The 16,719-nt window shown below is 71.6% G+C and carries 14 protein-coding genes and 1 tRNA gene; 7 read left to right on the forward strand and 8 right to left on the reverse strand.

What is annotated here, in order from left to right:
• Nucleotides 1–177 precede the first annotated feature (177 nt).
• A complete protein-coding gene (locus IE206_RS23270) occupies nt 178–1,314 on the reverse strand; it encodes an ABC transporter ATP-binding protein (protein ID WP_189965084.1) in 1,137 nt (378 codons plus the stop codon).
• Nucleotides 1,315–1,496: 182 nt separating this feature from the next.
• On the opposite strand from IE206_RS23270, the gene IE206_RS23275 reads away from it, so the two are divergent.
• Nucleotides 1,497–1,570: transfer RNA gene (locus IE206_RS23275), tRNA-Thr, on the forward strand.
• A 68-nt stretch (nt 1,571–1,638) separates the two neighbouring features.
• Here IE206_RS23275 and IE206_RS23280 read toward each other — a convergent pair.
• Nucleotides 1,639–2,121 carry a hypothetical protein gene (locus tag IE206_RS23280; RefSeq protein WP_189965086.1) on the reverse strand — a complete coding sequence of 161 codons (483 nt, stop codon included), beginning with the start codon at nt 2,119–2,121 and terminating at the stop codon, nt 1,639–1,641.
• A gap of 280 nt (nt 2,122–2,401) precedes the next feature.
• Here IE206_RS23280 and IE206_RS23285 point away from each other — a divergent pair, with 280 nt between their 5' ends.
• Nucleotides 2,402–4,498: a restriction endonuclease gene (locus IE206_RS23285; RefSeq protein ID WP_189965088.1), complete on the forward strand. Its 2,097-nt coding sequence runs from the start codon at nt 2,402–2,404 to the stop codon at nt 4,496–4,498.
• Nucleotides 4,499–4,928: 430 nt separating this feature from the next.
• On the opposite strand, the gene IE206_RS23290 is transcribed toward IE206_RS23285, so the two are convergent.
• Nucleotides 4,929–6,320, reverse strand: coding sequence for an NAD(P)/FAD-dependent oxidoreductase (locus IE206_RS23290; RefSeq protein WP_189965090.1), 1,392 nt, complete (start codon nt 6,318–6,320; stop codon nt 4,929–4,931).
• A gap of 222 nt (nt 6,321–6,542) precedes the next feature.
• Here IE206_RS23290 and IE206_RS23295 point away from each other — a divergent pair, with 222 nt between their 5' ends.
• Complete coding sequence (locus tag IE206_RS23295) at nt 6,543–7,268, forward strand: DsbA family protein (protein WP_189965092.1); 726 nt, start codon at nt 6,543–6,545, stop codon at nt 7,266–7,268.
• A gap of 43 nt (nt 7,269–7,311) precedes the next feature.
• Here the strand turns inward: IE206_RS23295 and IE206_RS23300 are convergent, their stop codons facing one another.
• Complete coding sequence (locus tag IE206_RS23300) at nt 7,312–8,013, reverse strand: rhomboid-like protein (RefSeq protein ID WP_189965094.1); 702 nt, start codon at nt 8,011–8,013, stop codon at nt 7,312–7,314.
• Between the two features lie 190 nt (nt 8,014–8,203).
• Between IE206_RS23300 and IE206_RS23305 the strand changes: the two genes are divergently transcribed.
• Both IE206_RS23305 and IE206_RS23310 read left to right on the forward strand, forming a co-directional pair.
• Nucleotides 8,204–9,424: a hypothetical protein gene (locus tag IE206_RS23305; protein WP_189965096.1), complete on the forward strand. Its 1,221-nt coding sequence runs from the start codon at nt 8,204–8,206 to the stop codon at nt 9,422–9,424.
• A gap of 100 nt (nt 9,425–9,524) precedes the next feature.
• Nucleotides 9,525–9,995: a GNAT family N-acetyltransferase gene (locus tag IE206_RS23310; protein ID WP_189965338.1), complete on the forward strand. Its 471-nt coding sequence runs from the start codon at nt 9,525–9,527 to the stop codon at nt 9,993–9,995.
• A 355-nt stretch (nt 9,996–10,350) separates the two neighbouring features.
• On the opposite strand, the gene IE206_RS23315 is transcribed toward IE206_RS23310, so the two are convergent.
• Nucleotides 10,351–11,577, reverse strand: coding sequence for a phytoene desaturase family protein (locus IE206_RS23315; protein ID WP_189965098.1), 1,227 nt, complete (start codon nt 11,575–11,577; stop codon nt 10,351–10,353).
• 153 nt (nt 11,578–11,730) lie between these two features.
• On the opposite strand from IE206_RS23315, the gene IE206_RS23320 reads away from it, so the two are divergent.
• Nucleotides 11,731–12,414, forward strand: a complete 684-nt coding sequence (locus tag IE206_RS23320; protein ID WP_189965100.1) for a pentapeptide repeat-containing protein — start codon at nt 11,731–11,733, stop codon at nt 12,412–12,414.
• A gap of 117 nt (nt 12,415–12,531) precedes the next feature.
• Here the strand turns inward: IE206_RS23320 and IE206_RS23325 are convergent, their stop codons facing one another.
• The 3 genes from IE206_RS23325 to IE206_RS23335 form a co-directional block, all read right to left on the reverse strand.
• The gene (locus tag IE206_RS23325) at nt 12,532–13,032 is read right to left on the reverse strand and encodes a hypothetical protein (RefSeq protein WP_189965102.1); all 501 of its coding nucleotides are present in this window, start codon (nt 13,030–13,032) and stop codon (nt 12,532–12,534) included.
• Between the two features lie 822 nt (nt 13,033–13,854).
• Complete coding sequence (locus IE206_RS23330; RefSeq protein ID WP_189965104.1) at nt 13,855–14,481, reverse strand: response regulator; 627 nt, start codon at nt 14,479–14,481, stop codon at nt 13,855–13,857.
• The gene (locus tag IE206_RS23335; RefSeq protein ID WP_226598990.1) at nt 14,478–15,950 is read right to left on the reverse strand and encodes a sensor histidine kinase; all 1,473 of its coding nucleotides are present in this window, start codon (nt 15,948–15,950) and stop codon (nt 14,478–14,480) included. The genes IE206_RS23330 and IE206_RS23335 overlap by 4 nt, the downstream gene beginning before the upstream one ends.
• Before the next feature lie 164 nt (nt 15,951–16,114).
• Here IE206_RS23335 and IE206_RS23340 point away from each other — a divergent pair, with 164 nt between their 5' ends.
• Nucleotides 16,115–16,717, forward strand: coding sequence for a GlcG/HbpS family heme-binding protein (locus IE206_RS23340; RefSeq protein ID WP_189965106.1), 603 nt, complete (start codon nt 16,115–16,117; stop codon nt 16,715–16,717).
• Nucleotides 16,718–16,719: the final 2 nt, after the last annotated feature.

The following is a 16,719-nucleotide window of genomic DNA, read 5'->3' on the forward strand; positions in this document are numbered from 1 at the left end:
GACATTTAGTCACCCTGTCGGGGGATGGTTCGACGCCGCTTTTCGAATTATGCGTTGACGAACGGGATTCGAAATGGCCGGTGTGCCGGGGTATTTGTCGACAACGGGCCGCGGCCCCGCACTCGCATGCGGGGCCGCCGAAATCGTAGACCCCCTGGTGGGGCCTTCGTAGCGTACTCAGTCGGTGAGGCGCTCGCCCGTAGAAGTGGAGAAGACGTGGGTCTCACCCGGACGCGGGACGACGTGCAGCTGCGTGCCCTTGTCCGGGACGGCGCGGCCGTTCACGCGGACCACGAGGTCCTTCACTTCGCCGCCGACCTCGGCGGAACCGTACACATAACCGTCGGCGCCGAGCTCCTCGACGACGTTGACGGTGACGGCGAGACCGGCCGGGGCGTCCGCGGACTCCTTGGTGAGGGTCTTCGCGGCGCCGCCGTTCTGCTCGACGATGTCGAAGTGCTCGGGGCGGACGCCGACGGTGACCGTGCGGTCGCCCTTGTCGGCGGCGGCGGACAGCGCCTCGCGGCTGACCGGAACCACACTGTTGCCGAACTTCACACCGCCGTCCGTGATCGGTACCTCGACCAGGTTCATGGCGGGCGAGCCGATGAAGCCGGCGACGAAGAGGTTGGCCGGGCGGTCGTACATGTTGCGCGGCGAGTCGATCTGCTGGAGCAGACCGTCCTTGAGGACGGCGACGCGGTCTCCCATCGTCATGGCCTCGACCTGGTCGTGCGTGACGTACACGGTGGTGATGCCGAGCCGGCGCTGGAGCGAGGCGATCTGCGTACGGGTGGAGACGCGGAGCTTGGCGTCGAGGTTCGACAGCGGCTCGTCCATGAGGAAGACCTGCGGCTCGCGGACGATGGCGCGGCCCATGGCGACGCGCTGGCGCTGACCGCCGGAGAGCGCCTTCGGCTTGCGGTCCAGGTACTCCGTGAGGTCGAGGATCTTGGCAGCCTCCTCCACCTTCTTCCGGATCTCCGCCTTGTTGACGCCGGCGATCTTGAGGGCGAAGCCCATGTTGTCGGCGACGGTCATGTGCGGGTACAGCGCGTAGTTCTGGAACACCATCGCGATGTCCCGGTCCTTGGGCGGCAGGTGCGTGACGTCACGCTCGCCGATGCGGATCGCTCCGCCGTTGACGTCCTCCAGGCCCGCGAGCATGCGCAGCGAGGTGGACTTTCCGCAGCCGGAGGGGCCGACGAGTACGAGGAACTCGCCGTCCTCGATCTCGATCTCTAGCCCGTCGACCGCGGGCTTGGTGGAGCCCGGGTAGATCCGGGTCGCCTTGTCGAACGTGACAGTGGCCATGACTGATGTGTCCCTTCACCGGCAGGAACGTGCCGGACGATCCGAGTAGAGGGAGAAGTGGTTTAGTCCACCCGAGTGGACTGGGTCAGGACGCTACCCGGCGATCCGCCCCCTGTCAGCAGCTGAGCCCCCGCAAAATTTCCGGCCGCACCGGGGCGAGCGTTGGTTACACTTCACGGGTTGCCTCCTTAGCTCAGCTGGCCAGAGCACCGCTCTTGTAAAGCGGGGGTCGTCGGTTCGAACCCGACAGGGGGCTCGTAGCGCGAAGGGCCCCGGCCGATCATGGCCGGGGCCCTTCGGGGGTCCGTCAAAGACTCCGCCGGACTAAGCCCACCGCTTGATGACGGTCGCTGGAGATTCCGGGGCCGCCCACACCTGGATACGGATCTTCTCGGTGGTCTCGGGGCTCTTGGAGGAGTCGATGTCGGCCTCGGCTGCCCGAGCCAGGTTGTGCCGGGACGCCCGGACGCGGTTCCAGCCCGGCGAGACCTCGAACGTAGCCGCATCGGGGCCGTAGTCCGTGCAGCCGAGAACCGTCATGCGGCCCAACGACACATCGAGGCTGGCCTCGACGACGTGATCGAATTCCGAGCTGTCATCGCTCGGCTCCTCGGGCAGGAGGACAACAGTGACGGATACATTGACATTGACCACCGTGCCGATGCCCAGCGCATCCTGTGCGACCGCAAGGTGATCGGCAACGGCCCGGTCCGTCCATGCGTCGCTCAGATCGCCGTCCGAATCCGCGTCGGATACGTGTATCTGAAAGTAGTCGGCGAAGAGAGTGAGCTCTGTCGTTGTCGTCATGGCGGCACAGTGCCATGCGGCACTGACAGCCGGAGATGCGATGGCCGTCCACGGTGCGGATCGGTCAGCGCCCGTGTTGCGCGACTTCGGTCCATGGGCAGTAGATGCCCGCGCCGAAGAAGTCTTTAGCGCCAGCTGTGCGCCAACGGCCGATGGAGTAGCCCCGATCGCCAGGTGAGTCGTCACCGGCGGCCACCGCAGATGGGGTGCGGCGTGCGGGGGTTCGGGCAGGTCCGGGACACTTGGGGGGTCGGGGTGTGGGGAGAGAGGCAGTCAGCGGATGAGCCGGCGTTCCAGTGGGCTGGTCGGGGTCTGGGCGGAGGCGCAGCGGCAGCAGCAGCGCCAGCGGGAGGCGCAGCAGCGGGCGGTGGTCCAGCAGCAGCGGCAGCAGCGGGCGTACGAGCGTGATCTCGCGCGGATGCAGCGGGAGCAGCAGGCGGCGTACCGGCAGGGGCGGGACGCGGACGCCCGGCAGCGTACGCAGGAGTTGGAGGAGCAAGTCGCCGCCCTGAGCCGGCTGTTGGCGGACGGGTGCCGCGCGGCTCCCTTTCGGGTCGCGTCGCTGACTCGGGCGGAGGAGGTCGCGCCGTTCGAGCCGGGGCAGCTCGCTCGGCCCGTGGCCATGCCCGATCCGGCGCGGTACCAGGCGCAGGGCGGCTGGACGGCCGGGCGGCGGGCGCAGGCGCAGCAGGAGGCGCAGGCCAGGTATCAGCACGACTGGCAGGCCGCGCAGGCCGCCGAGGCTCACCGCGTGCAGCAGCTCACCGCGTACCGGGCGCAGTACGACGCGTGGGCCGCCGAGCAGCTCGCCGAGGTGCGCACGCACAATGCGGGGCTGGCCCGGCTCGTGGACGCGCTGCGGGCCGGGGAGCCGGGCGCGGCGGTCGACTACTTCTCCGCCGCGCTGTACGCGTCGGGTGCCTGGCCGGAGGGGTTCCCCCGGCAGGTGTCGGCCGCCTTCGACCGGGGTGCCCGGCAGCTCGTCCTCGACTGGGAGCTGCCCGGGGTCGAGGTGGTGCCCGAGGTCAAGTCCGTTCGCTATGTGGCCAGTTCGGACCAGGAGAAGGAGTCGGCGCGGCCCGTCACCCAGCGGCGGGCGCTGTACCGGGACGCGCTCGCGCAGTGCATGCTGCTCGTGCTGCGCGAGGTGTTCGCGGCCGATGAGTACGGTTGCCTCGAGTCGGTTGTCCTGAACGGATTCGTCGATGACGTGGACCCCGCCACCGGGCGCCGGGCCGAGATTTTTCTGGCGACCGTGAGCGTGCCGCGTGCCGCGTTCGGGCAGCTGAACCTCGGGCAGGTCAGCGCGGTCGACTGTCTGGTGGAGGCGCTGCGCGGGCAGTTGTCCGCGCGCCCGGACCAGCGCACCGCCGTACGGCCCGGGCGGCGGCCCGCCGATGTCGGTACGGGGGTGGTGTCGCACGGGGGCGGCGAGGAGCCCGACCTGTTCACGATGGACCCCATCGAATTCGAGGGCCTGGTCGCCGAGCTGTTCCGGGCGCGGGGCATGCAGGCGCTCACCACCCAGCGTTCCAACGACGGCGGCGTCGACGTCGAGGCGCTCGATCCGGACCCGATCAGCGGTGGCCGGATCATCGTCCAGGTCAAGCGCTACCGCAACACCGTCCCGCCGACGGCGGTGCGCGATCTGTACGGGACGGTGCAGGGGGCCGGCGCCAACAAGGGTGTACTGGTGACGACTTCGGGCTTCGGGCCCGGGTCGTACGGCTTCGCGGAGGGGAAGCCGTTGACGCTGGTGTCGGGGGCGGAGCTGGTGGATCTGCTGCATCAGCACGGGTTGCGGGGGAGGCTCGGTTCCGGCTCGGCCGAGCCGCCTGCTTCCGGGGAGGCGGCCGTCCCCGCCGGGCGTCCGGCGGCGGAGCCGTCTTCCGAGGATTTCAACATCCTCGGCATGACGTGGACCGGGGCGGTCTCGCTCGACGTGTGCGCGCTGGTGTGCCGGGGGTCTCGGGTGCTCGCCGAGGACCACTTCGTGTTCTTCAACAACCCGGAGAATCCCGGGAGTTCGGTACGGATGGTGCCGGGTGTGGGGGGTGACCGGGCGGCGGTGCGGGTGGTCTTCGACGCGCTGCCGCCGGGGGCGGACCGGCTGGTGCTGGTCGCTGCCGTGGACCCGGAGGTCAATCCCGCCGGGGATCTGGGCGGGTTCACCTCGGCGGCGGTCTGCTTGCGGGACGCGGCGGGGCGGGAGCTGGACCGGCTGCCCGTCTCGGACGGCCGGCCGGGCGAGACGGCCCTGGTGCTCGGGTCGTTCCGGCGCCGGGCGGGGGGTGACTGGGACTTCGTCCCGGGTGGGAAGGGTTATCGGGGCGGGTTGGGGGAGTTGGTGGGGGAGTACGGGGTGGAGGTGGCTTGAGGGGTTGCCCCCCACCCCGCCCCTTCCCGCTGTGACACTCTGCGGCTCCGCCGCGTGGCCTCCGGGGGTGTGGAGGGCTGTGCTGGACTCCTGGGGCTCCGCCCCAGACCCCGTTCGCGCCTGAAGGGCGCTCGTCCTCAAACTCCCCCAAGGCCTCAAGGGCCAGGGGGGGACCCCATGACGGGCTGAAATACCTCAGTGCGGGCCAGCGTCGGCTCTGCCCGGGCGCGGAGGTGTGACATCGTGCGGCGCCGCCGCGGTGGGTGCGGCCGACAGTGCTGGGTGCCCTACAGGGGCGCGGGGGAACTGCGCGACCAGCCGTCCACGGTCCGCAGGCCGAAGGCGGGTTCAGGGGCGCGCGGGGAACTACGCAAACAGACCCTGGCCGGGCCCCACCAGCCCCGCAGAGCCACAACATCCAGGGGTGGGGTCAGTGGCGGCCCGCTATTCGGTCGGCCAGGGTCGCGATCCGGTCCGTCGCAGCACCGTGGCGCGACAGCTCCCTCCGGTCCGCCCCCCGGTACGCCGCGTACATCCCCCGCACCCCCACCCACCGCAACGGCTCCGGCTCCCAGCGTCGTACCTCGTGGTTCACCCACGGCAGAGCCGTCAGCGCGGTACCCCCCGCCTGCCCCGAGTCCTGGCGCACCAGATCCCGCAGCGTCCGCGCCGCCAGGTTCGCCGTGGCCACGCCCGAGCCGACGTAACCGCCCGCCCAGCCGAGGCCCGTCGTCCGGTCCAGGGTGACCGAGGCGCACCAGTCGCGCGGCACGCCGAGGACCCCCGACCAGGCGTGGCTCACGCGCACCCCGGCGAGTTGGGGGAAGAAGCGCACGAGCAGTTCCCGCAGCGCCTCCACCGTCGAGGCCTGGGTGCGGCCGTCGTTGTCCGTCCGCGAGCCGAACCGGTACGGCACGCCCCGGCCGCCCAGCGCGATGCGGTCGTCCGCCGTGCGCTGCGCGTACATGTACGCATGCGCCATGTCCCCCAGCGTCTCGCGCCCCGCCCAGCCGATCGCCTCCCACACCTCAGGACCGAGCGGCTCCGTCGCGATCATGGAGGAGTTCATGGGCAGCCAGGACCGCCGCTGCCCCTTGAGCGAGGCCGTGAACCCCTCGGTGCAGCGCAGGATGTAGGGCGCGCGGACCGTTCCGTACGGGGTGACGGCGTGCCGGGGCCGGATCTCGGTGACCGGCGTCGACTCGTACACCGTGACCCCCAGCGCCTCGACCGCCGTCGCGAGCCCCTTGAGCAGCTTCACCGGGTGGATGCGCGCCCCGTGCGGAGTCCAGGTGGACCCGACCGCCCCGCTGACCCGGACGCGGTCCGCGGTTTCGCGCGCCCCGAGCAGTACGCGGTCCTTCTCGCCGAAGGCGATCTCGGCGGCGTGGAAAGCCTTCAGACGCCCCAACTGGGCCGGTGTGTAGGCGACTTCGAGTACGCCGCCCTGGTGGATGTCCGCGTCGATCGCCTCCTCGGCCGCGACCCGCACCACCTCGTCCACCGTGTCGTTCATCGCCTGTTGCAGCCGCACCGCGCTCTCCTTGCCGTGCAGCTTCGCGTACCGGTCACGGCCCGCGATGCCGTTGTACAGCCAGCCGCCGTTGCGGCCGGAGGCGCCGTAGCCGCAGAAGCGGGACTCCAGGACGGTGATGTTGAGGAAGGGTGCCGCCTTCTTCAGGTAGTACGCCGTCCACAGGCCGGTGTATCCGCCGCCGACGATCACCACGTCGGCGGTCGCGTCGCCGGGCAGCGGCTCGCGGGGCGTGGGGATGCCGTCAGTCGCGTACCAGAAGGAGATTCCGCCGTTGATCGTGCTCATGGGCATGTTCGTACACCTGGGTCACCGGGCTGTCCACCCTCGGACGGCTCTCGGACAGCCCCGGGACAGCTACGAAATCCGCAGGTGACAGGGCCGTTGCGGAATCCGTGGGACCAATGGCGGCGTGGGGCGGGACCTTTGGCGGCCGGGGCGGTGCGGTCGGGTGTTTAGTGTCGAAGGTTAGGATTTTTGCTCTGTTTTGTGCCGAAAGGTTGAATCTTCATGGGTGTTCGCAGTTTCCGTCGTGCCGCCGTCGCGGCGGTGGCGGCCACGGCGCTTGGCCTGTCGGCGGCGGCCTGTTCCTCGGGCTCCGGCTCAGGCGCGTCCTCGCAGGCCGAGCTGACCGCGAAGACGTCCCCGGACGCCGCCACGCTCGCGAAGCTGCCCGCGAAGGTCGAGGGTGCGGAAATCGTCGTCGGTGACCCGGACGCGCCCCACACCGTGACGGTGTACGAAGACCCGCGCTGCCCGTTCTGCATGCACTACGAGGGCGGGGGAGCGGCGGCGGTCGCCAAGCTCGCCGCCGAGAAGAAGGTCAAGATCCGCTACACGATCGCCTCGTTCCTCGACGCCAACTTCGGCGGGGACAGCTCGAAGCGGGCCGTGAACGCGATGCGGGCCTCGGTCGAGCAGGGCAAGTTCCCCGAGTTCCACGCGGCCGTCTTCGCGAGCCAGCCGGCGAAGGAGACGGACGACGCCTTCACCGCCGACAACCTCCTGAAGATCGCCGACAAGGTGCCGGGCCTGCGGAGCCCCGCCTTCGACAAGGCCGTACGAGAGAACACGTACAAGGACTTCGTGAAGGCGGCGGAGGGGGCGTTCGAGAGCTCGGGCGTCAACAGCAGCCCCGTGATCCTGATCGACGGGAAGAAGCCGGCGGGCGACGGACGGGCGATCTTCAACGAGGAGGCGTTCAAGAAGGTGCTCGCGGACGCGGGCATCTCCTAGCGCGGCCACCCCAGGCGCGGGCATCTCCAAGGGCGGGCATCTCCTAGGGCGTGCGGTCCTTGGCGCGCGCCCCCGAGAACCCCATCTTCAGGCCGGCCGTACGCAGCGTGTCGGCCGGATTCCAGGGGGCGCCGCCCAGCCCGCGCGTGAGCGGATAGCAGGCGAGGCCGATCAGCACGGACGCGAAGTGCCCGAGATCGGTGAAGGTGCGCCCGCTGAGGAGAGGCGCGCCGTAGATGACGAGGATCGCGGCGAGGTACAGGTGGCGGTAGGGCCGCGCGATCCGGTACGTGAGCACGGCGACGACTCCCGCGAGGGCGTAACTCACGCCCACATCAAGGGTGTTGACGGCGGAGTGGGGTGCGTAGTCGTGCCGGATCGCCCACAGCAGGGCGCCCTCGCTGATGAAGGTGGCGGCCACGTGCGTGCCGAAGGCGACGATCAGCCAGCGCAGGGTGCCGAGCCGGCGTTCGGCCTGGGCGTGGAAGACGGAGTAGAGCACGGCGTAAGCGAGCCAGCCCCCGCCGTCGATCCAGAAGGCGCTCGCGATCAGGACCCGGCGGGGGTTGGTCGACAGCTCGTGGATGTTGGTGGACCGCTGCCGCAGGAACTCCGTCTCGAACTCGGGTGACATGTGGTGCATGGCGATGGTGGTGACGAAGAGCGCCGCCAGCCAGAGGTAGGTGCCGGGGGCGCTGCGGATGTAGCCCCGGATGGCGCGTACGCCGGTCGGAAATCGCCTCATGCCCCGATTCACGCACGGGGGAGGGGCGGGCGGGAGGACCGACATTCGGATCGTGCGGGCTCCGGCTCGATGCGTGGCGGTCCGGTGCGGACGACAGTCTTGTACGCGAACGAGTCAACTGGCGGAAATATCCCTAGAGTTGAGGGTGTTGGGCTGTATCGGGGGGTGGGCCATGGTCGTGGGGACGGGGATGGCGGTCGCACTGGGACTTCTGGCCACACGTACCGCCGTGGCCCAGCTGATCCAGGGCCAGAGCATGGACAACGCGGCCTGGGCCGGGGTGGCGACCCAGGTGGTGGACATCCTGGTCAGCACGTCGACCCGGCAGGAGTCGGGATTCCGGCAACTTGACCAGAAATTCGATGCGTTGGGGCGGAGGATCGACCTCGTCGGCCAGCAGGTGCGCGACATCCCGGGGCGCGAGTTCGAGGAGTACATGGCCGCCGGGCGCAGATACGTACGGGACCTGCCCGACGTGTGGCGCAGCGACGGGGACCGCCGCGAACTGATCCGGGACGCCCGCCGCGAGTTCGTGCATGCCTTCGGGATCGCCGAGCACATGAGGTCCCCGGAGCGCCAGGCGGTGGCCGACGTGGCCATCGCCGGCTGCTGGCTGTGGGTGCCCTCGCTGCCCGACGTGAAGAAGACGATCGGGGCGGCCCGGCAGATCCTGGAGAAGGAGATGCTGTACGGGACGACGCTGCCGACCAAGTCGTACGCCGATGTGCTGTACCTCTGCCAGAGGTACGGCGAGCAGCCCGTCACGGCGGGGAAGCCGATTCTGCCGGCGACGCCGGGCGGGGCGCCTACCGACGGGGCACGCCTCGCCGTCCATGTGACGTACGGCCATCCGGTCGTGTGCGCGGGGGTGGAGGTACGGGTGGAGGAACTCCCGCCCGCCGCCGACGATCCCCCGAGGGCGGCGCGCCCCGGCACGCCGAATCCCGGCCCTCCGCCGCTGGGGAGGTTCTCGAGGAACCCGCAGGCGTCGCCGTTGTTCCCGCGCAACCCCCAGGCGTCGCCGTTGTTCCCGCGCAACCCTCAGCCACGTGCGGGGTTCCCGGGCAACCGGCAGCGATTCACGGGCTTCCCGCTGAACCCTCAGGCGCCCGCATGGAACCCGTACCCCCCTCGGGCCCCGGTGCCGCCGCCACCGCGGAAAAGGGTCAGGGTCCACGTGCGGAACAACCGGGCCGAGTGGATCGCGGTCTCCATGACCGCCGACGCCGTCATCGTCCGGCTCCCCGGCGCGGGGAACACCCTGCCGACCGAGAACCGGGTGAAGCCCCGGAGGGCGAAGACCTTCGACCTGACGCGTCCGCGAGCCGCGCTCAACCCCCCGGCCCCGGCATTTTCCCGCATCCGGTCCGCCGTCCCAGGGCTCCCGGCGATCGGTTTCGTCCTGCCGTAGGCCTGGGCCATGGGGCTGTTCCATGGGGTCGGGGTCCGCAGAGCGAAATGACCGAGCGGGCGGCGGGGAGGCGACCTACCCTGCGCCCATGACAACACCCATGATCCGCAAGGCCGTGCCTTCCGACATTCCGGTGATCCACGAGATGGTGCGGGAGCTGGCCGAGTACGAGAAGTGCCTGGACGAGGCGCGCGCCACGCAGGAGCAGCTCCGCGAGGCCCTGTTCGGCGAGCACCCGGCCGCGTTCGCGCACATCGCGCAGGACGAGTCGGGCGAGCCGGTTGGCTTCTCGCTCTGGTTCCTGAACTTCTCGACGTGGCGCGGGGTGCACGGCATCTACCTGGAGGACCTGTACGTACGCCCAGAGGCCCGGGGCGGCGGCCACGGCAAGGCCCTCCTTGCCGAACTGGCCCGCATCTGCGTGGCGCGGGGGTACGAGCGCCTGGAGTGGTCGGTCCTGAACTGGAACACCCCGTCGATCGCGTTCTACGAGTCGCTGGGGGCGCGGCCGCAGGACGAGTGGACGGTGCACCGGCTCACGGACGAGGCGCTGGGGCGGCTGGGGGCGTAGCCGAGGGGCCGGTTCGGAGTGCCGGGGACGCCCGTGGTGCTTCTCCGGCTCATGAGGTGTGGGCGAGTACGACGATGCCGCGGACGCGGGCTGGGAGCCCAGCTTGAGGGGGCTCGTCCCGAGGGTGGCGGCGAACGGTCCGGCCCATGCCGACCTCCGCCATCTTCGACGCTCGCCGGGGGCATGCGGACACGCTGGACGCCGCCGCCACACCTACCCGGCCCAGCCAGGTCGAGCTGTACGAGCGGGCGTTCGCGAGGCTTTCGGCGGAGGCTGTACGGGGTGCCGCCGCGCGCACCCTTGTGACGGATGCACTGGCCACCCTCGACCGGTCCGTATCACTGACCAACTGGCCCTATTGCCAGGCATGTTGGCTGTCCGGCCGGGTCAGCCTGAGATCCTTCAGTGCCAGCGCCGCCGCCTCCAGCCCGCTGTTGAAGGCCACCTCCGAGAGGATTCCCGGGGCCGCCACCTGGTCGCCTGCCAGGTACACGCCCTGGCCCCGGGCGATCGCGGGGCGGTCCCGCCAGGTTGTGCCGGGTGGGTCGACCGCGCCCGTGCGGCCTGTCGCGACGGACTCGCGGCGCCAGGTCGTGCGGGCGCGCCAGCCCGGGAAGCCCGCGTCCAGCAGGCGTTCCGCGTGCTCTATTCCGGTTGCCTTCGAGGCGTCCGGGGCGATGGGGAAGTGGCCCTGGTACAGGTGCTCGCCGGGCGGAGCGAGGCCCGGGTCGTTGCCGGTGAAGCGTTCCAGCCAGCCGGGGGTGTCCAGGTCGGAGACCACGAACGGGTCGGCCCGGCGGGTGGCGAGCGCCAGGTCGAGCAGGACGGAGCGGCCGCTGGGCCAGGTGAGGCCGGAGCCGCCGAGGAGGCGGCGGGCCGCGTCCAGGGAGGTCGCCACCACGACGGGGCCCTCGGTGGTGCCGGGGAGTTCGGCGACCCGGGCGTCCGTTTCGATGCGTACGCCCAGGTCCCAGGCGCGCGACGCCATCCGCTCGATGAGCGCGCCCCAGCCGCCGACCGGGTAGTGCGCCTCGGGCGGCAGGGCTGCCGCGCGGTGCAGGCGCTCCTGTACGAAGCGGGCGGACAGCGAACCGGGGTCGTGGTGGAAGAGGGCGACGGCTATGTAGTGCGCGGTCGCGCGGGCGCCCTGAGTGCCTATGTGCTCGGTGGCCCAGGCCGTGAAGTCGGCGTCCACCGGGGCCAGTTCGGGGCGCTTGCGGGCCAGGCGGAGCAGGGAGAGCGGCGGGGTGCGATGCAGGGTTCCGCGCCGGTGGAAGCGGAACCGTACCGCCTCCGCAAGGCGTACGGACGCGACCGGCCCGAGCAGTCCGCGCTGCTTGAGCCAGGCCCAGTGCGGGCCGCCGCTGTAGAGGGCGTGCGGGCCCTCGTTCGTCCGGTACGGGGCCGCGGCCGTACGGGCCCGGCCGCCCAGGGCTCCGTGTGCCTCGTACAGCGTGACCGCCGCGCCGGACTCCGCGGCGGTGATCGCGGCGGTCAGTCCGGCGAAGCCGCCGCCAACGACGGTGATCCGCCCGGTGGGGCCGCGGTTCGCCCCTGCTGCCCTTGCCGACAGTGCTGACATTGCTGTCTCCCTTCGCCGATGCGCACGGCCTACGGAGACTGGACGGAGCGCGGGGCCGGAATGTGACATGTCCGGGCTGCGAATTTACGGAGCTGGGGGTTCCTCCCTGTGCGAGCAGGGGTGATTGTCAGTGCCATGGTCCAGCATGGGGACATGGCAGCGGCACGGAGTGCGAAGAAGACGGCGGCTACGGCGGGTGCCCGCAGGGCGGAGGTGCGACTGCCACCACTGGCGCCGTTCGGCGCGGGTGAGCTGGAGCCGGAGGGTGATTATGACGGGCTGGAGTTCAGGGACCTCGACCTGGCACGGCAGCAGGCGCACAGCGCGCGCTTCCTCGACTGCGGGATCTACGGATGCGGTCTGGACGATACGCGCCTGACCGGGGCCCGCTTCATCGACTCGGTGCTTTCGGGAATCCGCGGTGTCGGTACGGATCTGGCGCGGGCCAGCCTGCGTGACGTGGAGGTGCACGACGTCCGGATGGGCGGGGTGCAACTGCACGGCTCGGTGCTCGAACGCGTGCTGATCAAGGGTGGAAAGATCGACTACCTGAACCTGCGCGAGGCCGAGCTGCGCGACGTCGTCTTCGACGGCTGCGTCCTGTCCGAGCCGGACTTCGGCGGAGCCACGCTGGTGCGCGTCGAGTTCCGCGGGTGCGAACTGCGCCGGGCCGACTTCACGGGCGCCCGCATGAAGGACGTCGACCTGCGCGGCGCGACCCTGCTCGACATCGCACGCGGGGTGGAACGACTCGCGGGCGCGGTCATCAGCCCGACCCAACTCCTCGACCTGGCACCGGCGTTCGCGGCGCAGGTGGGGGTACGGGTGGAGGCGTGAGGGTGCGCTGAGGGCGGGGCTCGGGCGGCGGGCGGGGCTCGGGCGGCGGGCGGGGGACTACGCCGCTCGGCCCGGTTCGCTGCCGGCTCTGCTGGGCCCCTCAGGTCATTCCTCCCGTCAGGCCATTCTGGGGAAGCGGGCCTGGAGGTCCCAGACGATCGGGTTGTCGCCGAGGCCCTCGTGCATGTCGGTCAGGTCGGCGATCAGGTCGTGCAGGAAGTCCCTTGTCTCGCGGCGGAGTTCGGCGTGCGAGAAGGTGAGGGGCTCCTCGTCGGCGGGCATCCAGTCGGCCTCCACGTCCACCCAGCCGAAGCGGCGCTCGAAGAGCATCCGGTCCGTCGACTCGGTGAAGTCGATCTCGGCGTACTGGGGCTTCGCGGCGCGCGAGCCGAGCGGGTCGCGGTCCAGGCGCTCCACGGTGTCGCACAGCGCCCACGCGAAGTCCAGCACCGGCACCCATCCCCAGGCTGTGGACACCTCGCGGTCCGCCTTGGTGTCGGCGAGGTAGACGTCTCCGCAGAACAGGTCGTGGCGCAGGGTGTGGACATCCGCGCGGCTGTAGTCGATGTGGGTGGGGTCGGGGAAGCGGCGGGATAGGGAGTAGCCGATGTCGAGCACGGCTCGATGGTGTCATGCCTGGGGTGGGCACCCCTTCCGCAGCCCCCTCACGGGGCTCCGCCCCGAACCCCGGGGGTATTCGTGCTGGGCTGCGCCTTGAACCCGGGGGTATCTGCCCGGGGCTCCGCCCTGCCCCCCCCCGGGGGTGTCCGTGCTTGGCTGCGCCTCGGCTCCGGGGGGCCTGCCTTGGGCTGTGCCCTTGAACCCCCGGGGCTCTGCGCTGGGGCGTGCCCCTTGAACCCGGGGAGTGTCTGCCCCGAGCTGCGCCCTGACCGCCGGGGCTTCGTCGCCGCCCCTTCTCGGGGGCTCCGCCCCCGGGCCCCTGCTCCTCAAACGCCGGAGGGGCTTGATTGCGTGATCCGTCGGCCTCGGGCGGTGCGTGGCTGGTCGCGCAGTTCCCCGCGCCCCTGGCAGGGTGCGGTGCGGGCACCTCGCGCCTTCGGGCCCGACCGCGGACCCCTTTCGGCCTCGGGCTGTGTGTGGTTGCTCGCGCAGTTCCCCGCGCCCCTGTAGGGCACCCGGCTCGCACAACGTCACAGGCCCCCGCCTCCAGCGGGGTCGGTACTGGCCCGCACCGGGCATTTCAGCCCGTCCGGCGTTTGAGGACGAGCGCCCTTCAGGCGCGAACGGGGTCTGGGGCGGAGCCCCAGGAAAACCGGCGGGAACGGGCCGGGTGGGGTGGGGCCTCCCGGGGTCTGGGGCGGAGCCCCAGGGCATCCTGCCGGGCCGCACCGCTGCCCCCGGCGCCGCGCGGCGGAGCCGTACGTTCCGCTCGGGGAGCCACCCCGGGCGCCGGCGGGGCCACCCGCACTCCGCCCCGCCTTACGGCAGGAGTCGCCGCTCCTTGGCCACGGACACCGCCCCCGCCCGCGTATCAACGCCCAGCTTGTCGTAGATCCGCCCCAGATGCGTCTTCACCGTCGCCTCGCTGATGAACAGCGCACGGGCGATCTCCCGGTTGCCCAGACCGTTCGCCAACTGCGCCAGGATGTCGAGTTCGCGAGGAGTGAGGGTGGGGCCGGAGGCGCCGCGGAGCTGGTTCATGACGCGGCTGGCCACCGGCGGGGACAGCGTGGTGCGCCCCTCGGAGGCCGCCCGGATCGCGGCGAAGAGTTCCTCCGGGCGTTCGGCCTTGAGGAGGTAGCCCGTCGCCCCCGCCGCGATCGCCCGCGTGATGTCCGCGTCCGTGTCGTACGTGGTGAGAACCAGGACGCGCACCCCGGTCGCCGCGATGCGCCGGGTCGCCTCCACGCCGTCGATGCCGGGGCCGAGCTGGAGGTCCATCAGCACCACGTCCGGCTTCAGCTTGGCCGCCGCGGCCACCGCCTCCTCGCCGCTGCCGGCCTCCCCGGCCACCTCGATGTCCGGCTCGCTGCCGATGAGCGCGAGCAGCCCCGCGCGTACCACCGCGTGGTCGTCGCAGAGCAGAATCCGTACGGGGTCGGTCATGGCCGGGGCTCCAGGGGGATCGAGGCGGACAGGACGGTGCCTTCGCCGGGGGCCGACTCCACGGTCAGGCTCCCGCCGAGCTGCCGCACCCGCGCGTACATGGCGGGCAGGCCGTGGCCCCGTACGCCGGGGGGCCGCGAAGACGGAGGGCTGTCGTCCGCCGAGGCACCTGGGGCGGGCCCCTGGGCGGACCCGCCCCCCGAGTCCCCCCGCGCATCAAGAGCCCCCGGGATGAAACCCCGCCCGTCGTCCGCGATGTCAAGGACCACCTGGTCGCCCAGATAGGTGAGAGTCAGCGCCGCCGTGGTCGCCCCCGCGTGCTCGCGGACGTTCGCCAGGGCGCCCTGGGCGATGCGCAGCAGGGCGGAGCCGACCCGGTCGGGCAGCGGGGCGTTCGGCGCGCCGTCGATGTGGCAGCGCACCTCGACCGGCCCCGATCCCGGCCCCGCTCCCGATCCCGACTCCGCCGACTCCCGCGCCGCCAGCGTGCGCAGCGCCTCGTCCAGGCCGCCGCCCTCCGCCAGGTCCGCCGGAGCCAGGTCGTGGACGAAGCGGCGTGCCTCCGCGAGGTTGCGCTCCGCGATGGACTCCGCCGTACGGACATGGCGGCGCGCCGCGTCGGGGTCGGCGGCCCACACCCGGTCCGCCGCCTGGAGCAGCATCTGCTGGCTGGACAGGCCCTGCGCGAGGGTGTCGTGGATCTCCATGGAGAGCCGCTGGCGCTCGGCGAGCGTGCCCTCGCGGCGTTCGGTGGCGGCGAGTTCGCGCCGGGTGCGCAGGAGGTCGTCGATCAACTTCCGCTGTTGGTAGGCCAGTTGGTCCTGCCGGTCGGCCTGGCGCTGCATCTGGACGAACACGGCCGTCGCGATCGCCGCGACGGCGGGCGGCGCGAGGACGAGGTTCGGGTCGAAGCCCTCGGAGGACAGCTCGACCTGGGCCGTGACGACGAACGCCGTCAGCACCCCGACGAGCACCAGCGCCGCGCGCGGCCGCAGCGTGCGCAGGCCCGTGTAGAACAGCGGCACCGCGCACCACGCGAAGCTCGGCGCGAGCACGACCAGGACCATCCAGGTGGCCACCACACCGCCCAGCCACGCGAGCCGCCGCGGGGTCGGCCGCGAACCCAGCGCCGGTCCGAGCACGTACAGCACGGCCAGCGCGGCCGACAGCGCGATGATCCAGGGCGTACGAGGCTCCCCGGGGTGCCGAATCAGAAATCGCGCGAGCGAGGCCCCGAGCAGCAGAAAGAACGCGGCATGCATGACCACGGGCAGCCACCGCTCGGTGTCGGCGGGGTCGACGCCCTCCAGGGTCCTGAGGGAGTCGCTGCCCACCCGCGCATGAGCGCCTGCCGCCCGGCCGCCGGTGCCGGCCGTCCCGACAAGCTCCCGCGCCTCGTCGTCGCTGCTGTGGGCCCGGGCGTCAATGTGCCCCGCCCCGCCCCCGGTGTCAGCCGGATCGACGCTCATCCGCCCTCCTCACCTGCGCATACGTACTCATCCGCACTCATCGTGACCCGATCCGGCCACCCCCGCATCAACCGATCGGCCGACGGGAAGGTCAGCCGTTCCGGGCCCCGCGGGCAGCCGGAACGTCGACCGAGTACGGGCCCCGCCGCCCCCAGGATCGAAGCATGAACCTCAACAGCACGCAGAACGCCAAGACCGAGAACCTCAACAGCACGCAGCACACCAAGACCAAGCGGCTCGCCCTCGGTGCCACCGCCCTCGCCATCGCCGCCGCCGGAACCTTCGGCGCCGTCTCCGCCAGTGCCGCAGGCCCGGCTGCACAAAGCACCACCACCGCCACCAGCAGCGCCGGCGCCCACAACCTCACCACCTCCACCCACCTCACCGTCGCCGCCGCCACCAAGGCCGCTCAGGCCGCGCTCGATGCCGCCGGCAAGGAGAACCAGAAGGTGTCCGTCGCCGTCGTCGACCGCAACGGCAACACCCTCGTCACCCTGCGCGGCGACGGCGCCGGGCCGCAGTCGCCCGAGTCGGCCGAGCGCAAGGCGTACACCGCCGTCTCCTGGAACGCGCCCACCTCCGAGCTGGCCAAGCGCCTCACCCAGGCCCCGAACCTCAAGGACATCCCCGGCACCCTGTTCCTGGCGGGCGGCGCCCCCGTCCAGGCGAAGGGCGCCCCCGTCGCGGGTGTCGGCGTGGCCGGTGCCCCGAGCGGTGACCTCGACGAGAAGTTCGCCAGGGCGGGCGTCGCCGCCCTCGACAAGTGAGC

This window comes from Streptomyces violascens, assembly GCF_014649955.1.
Classification (GTDB): domain Bacteria; phylum Actinomycetota; class Actinomycetes; order Streptomycetales; family Streptomycetaceae; genus Streptomyces; species Streptomyces violascens.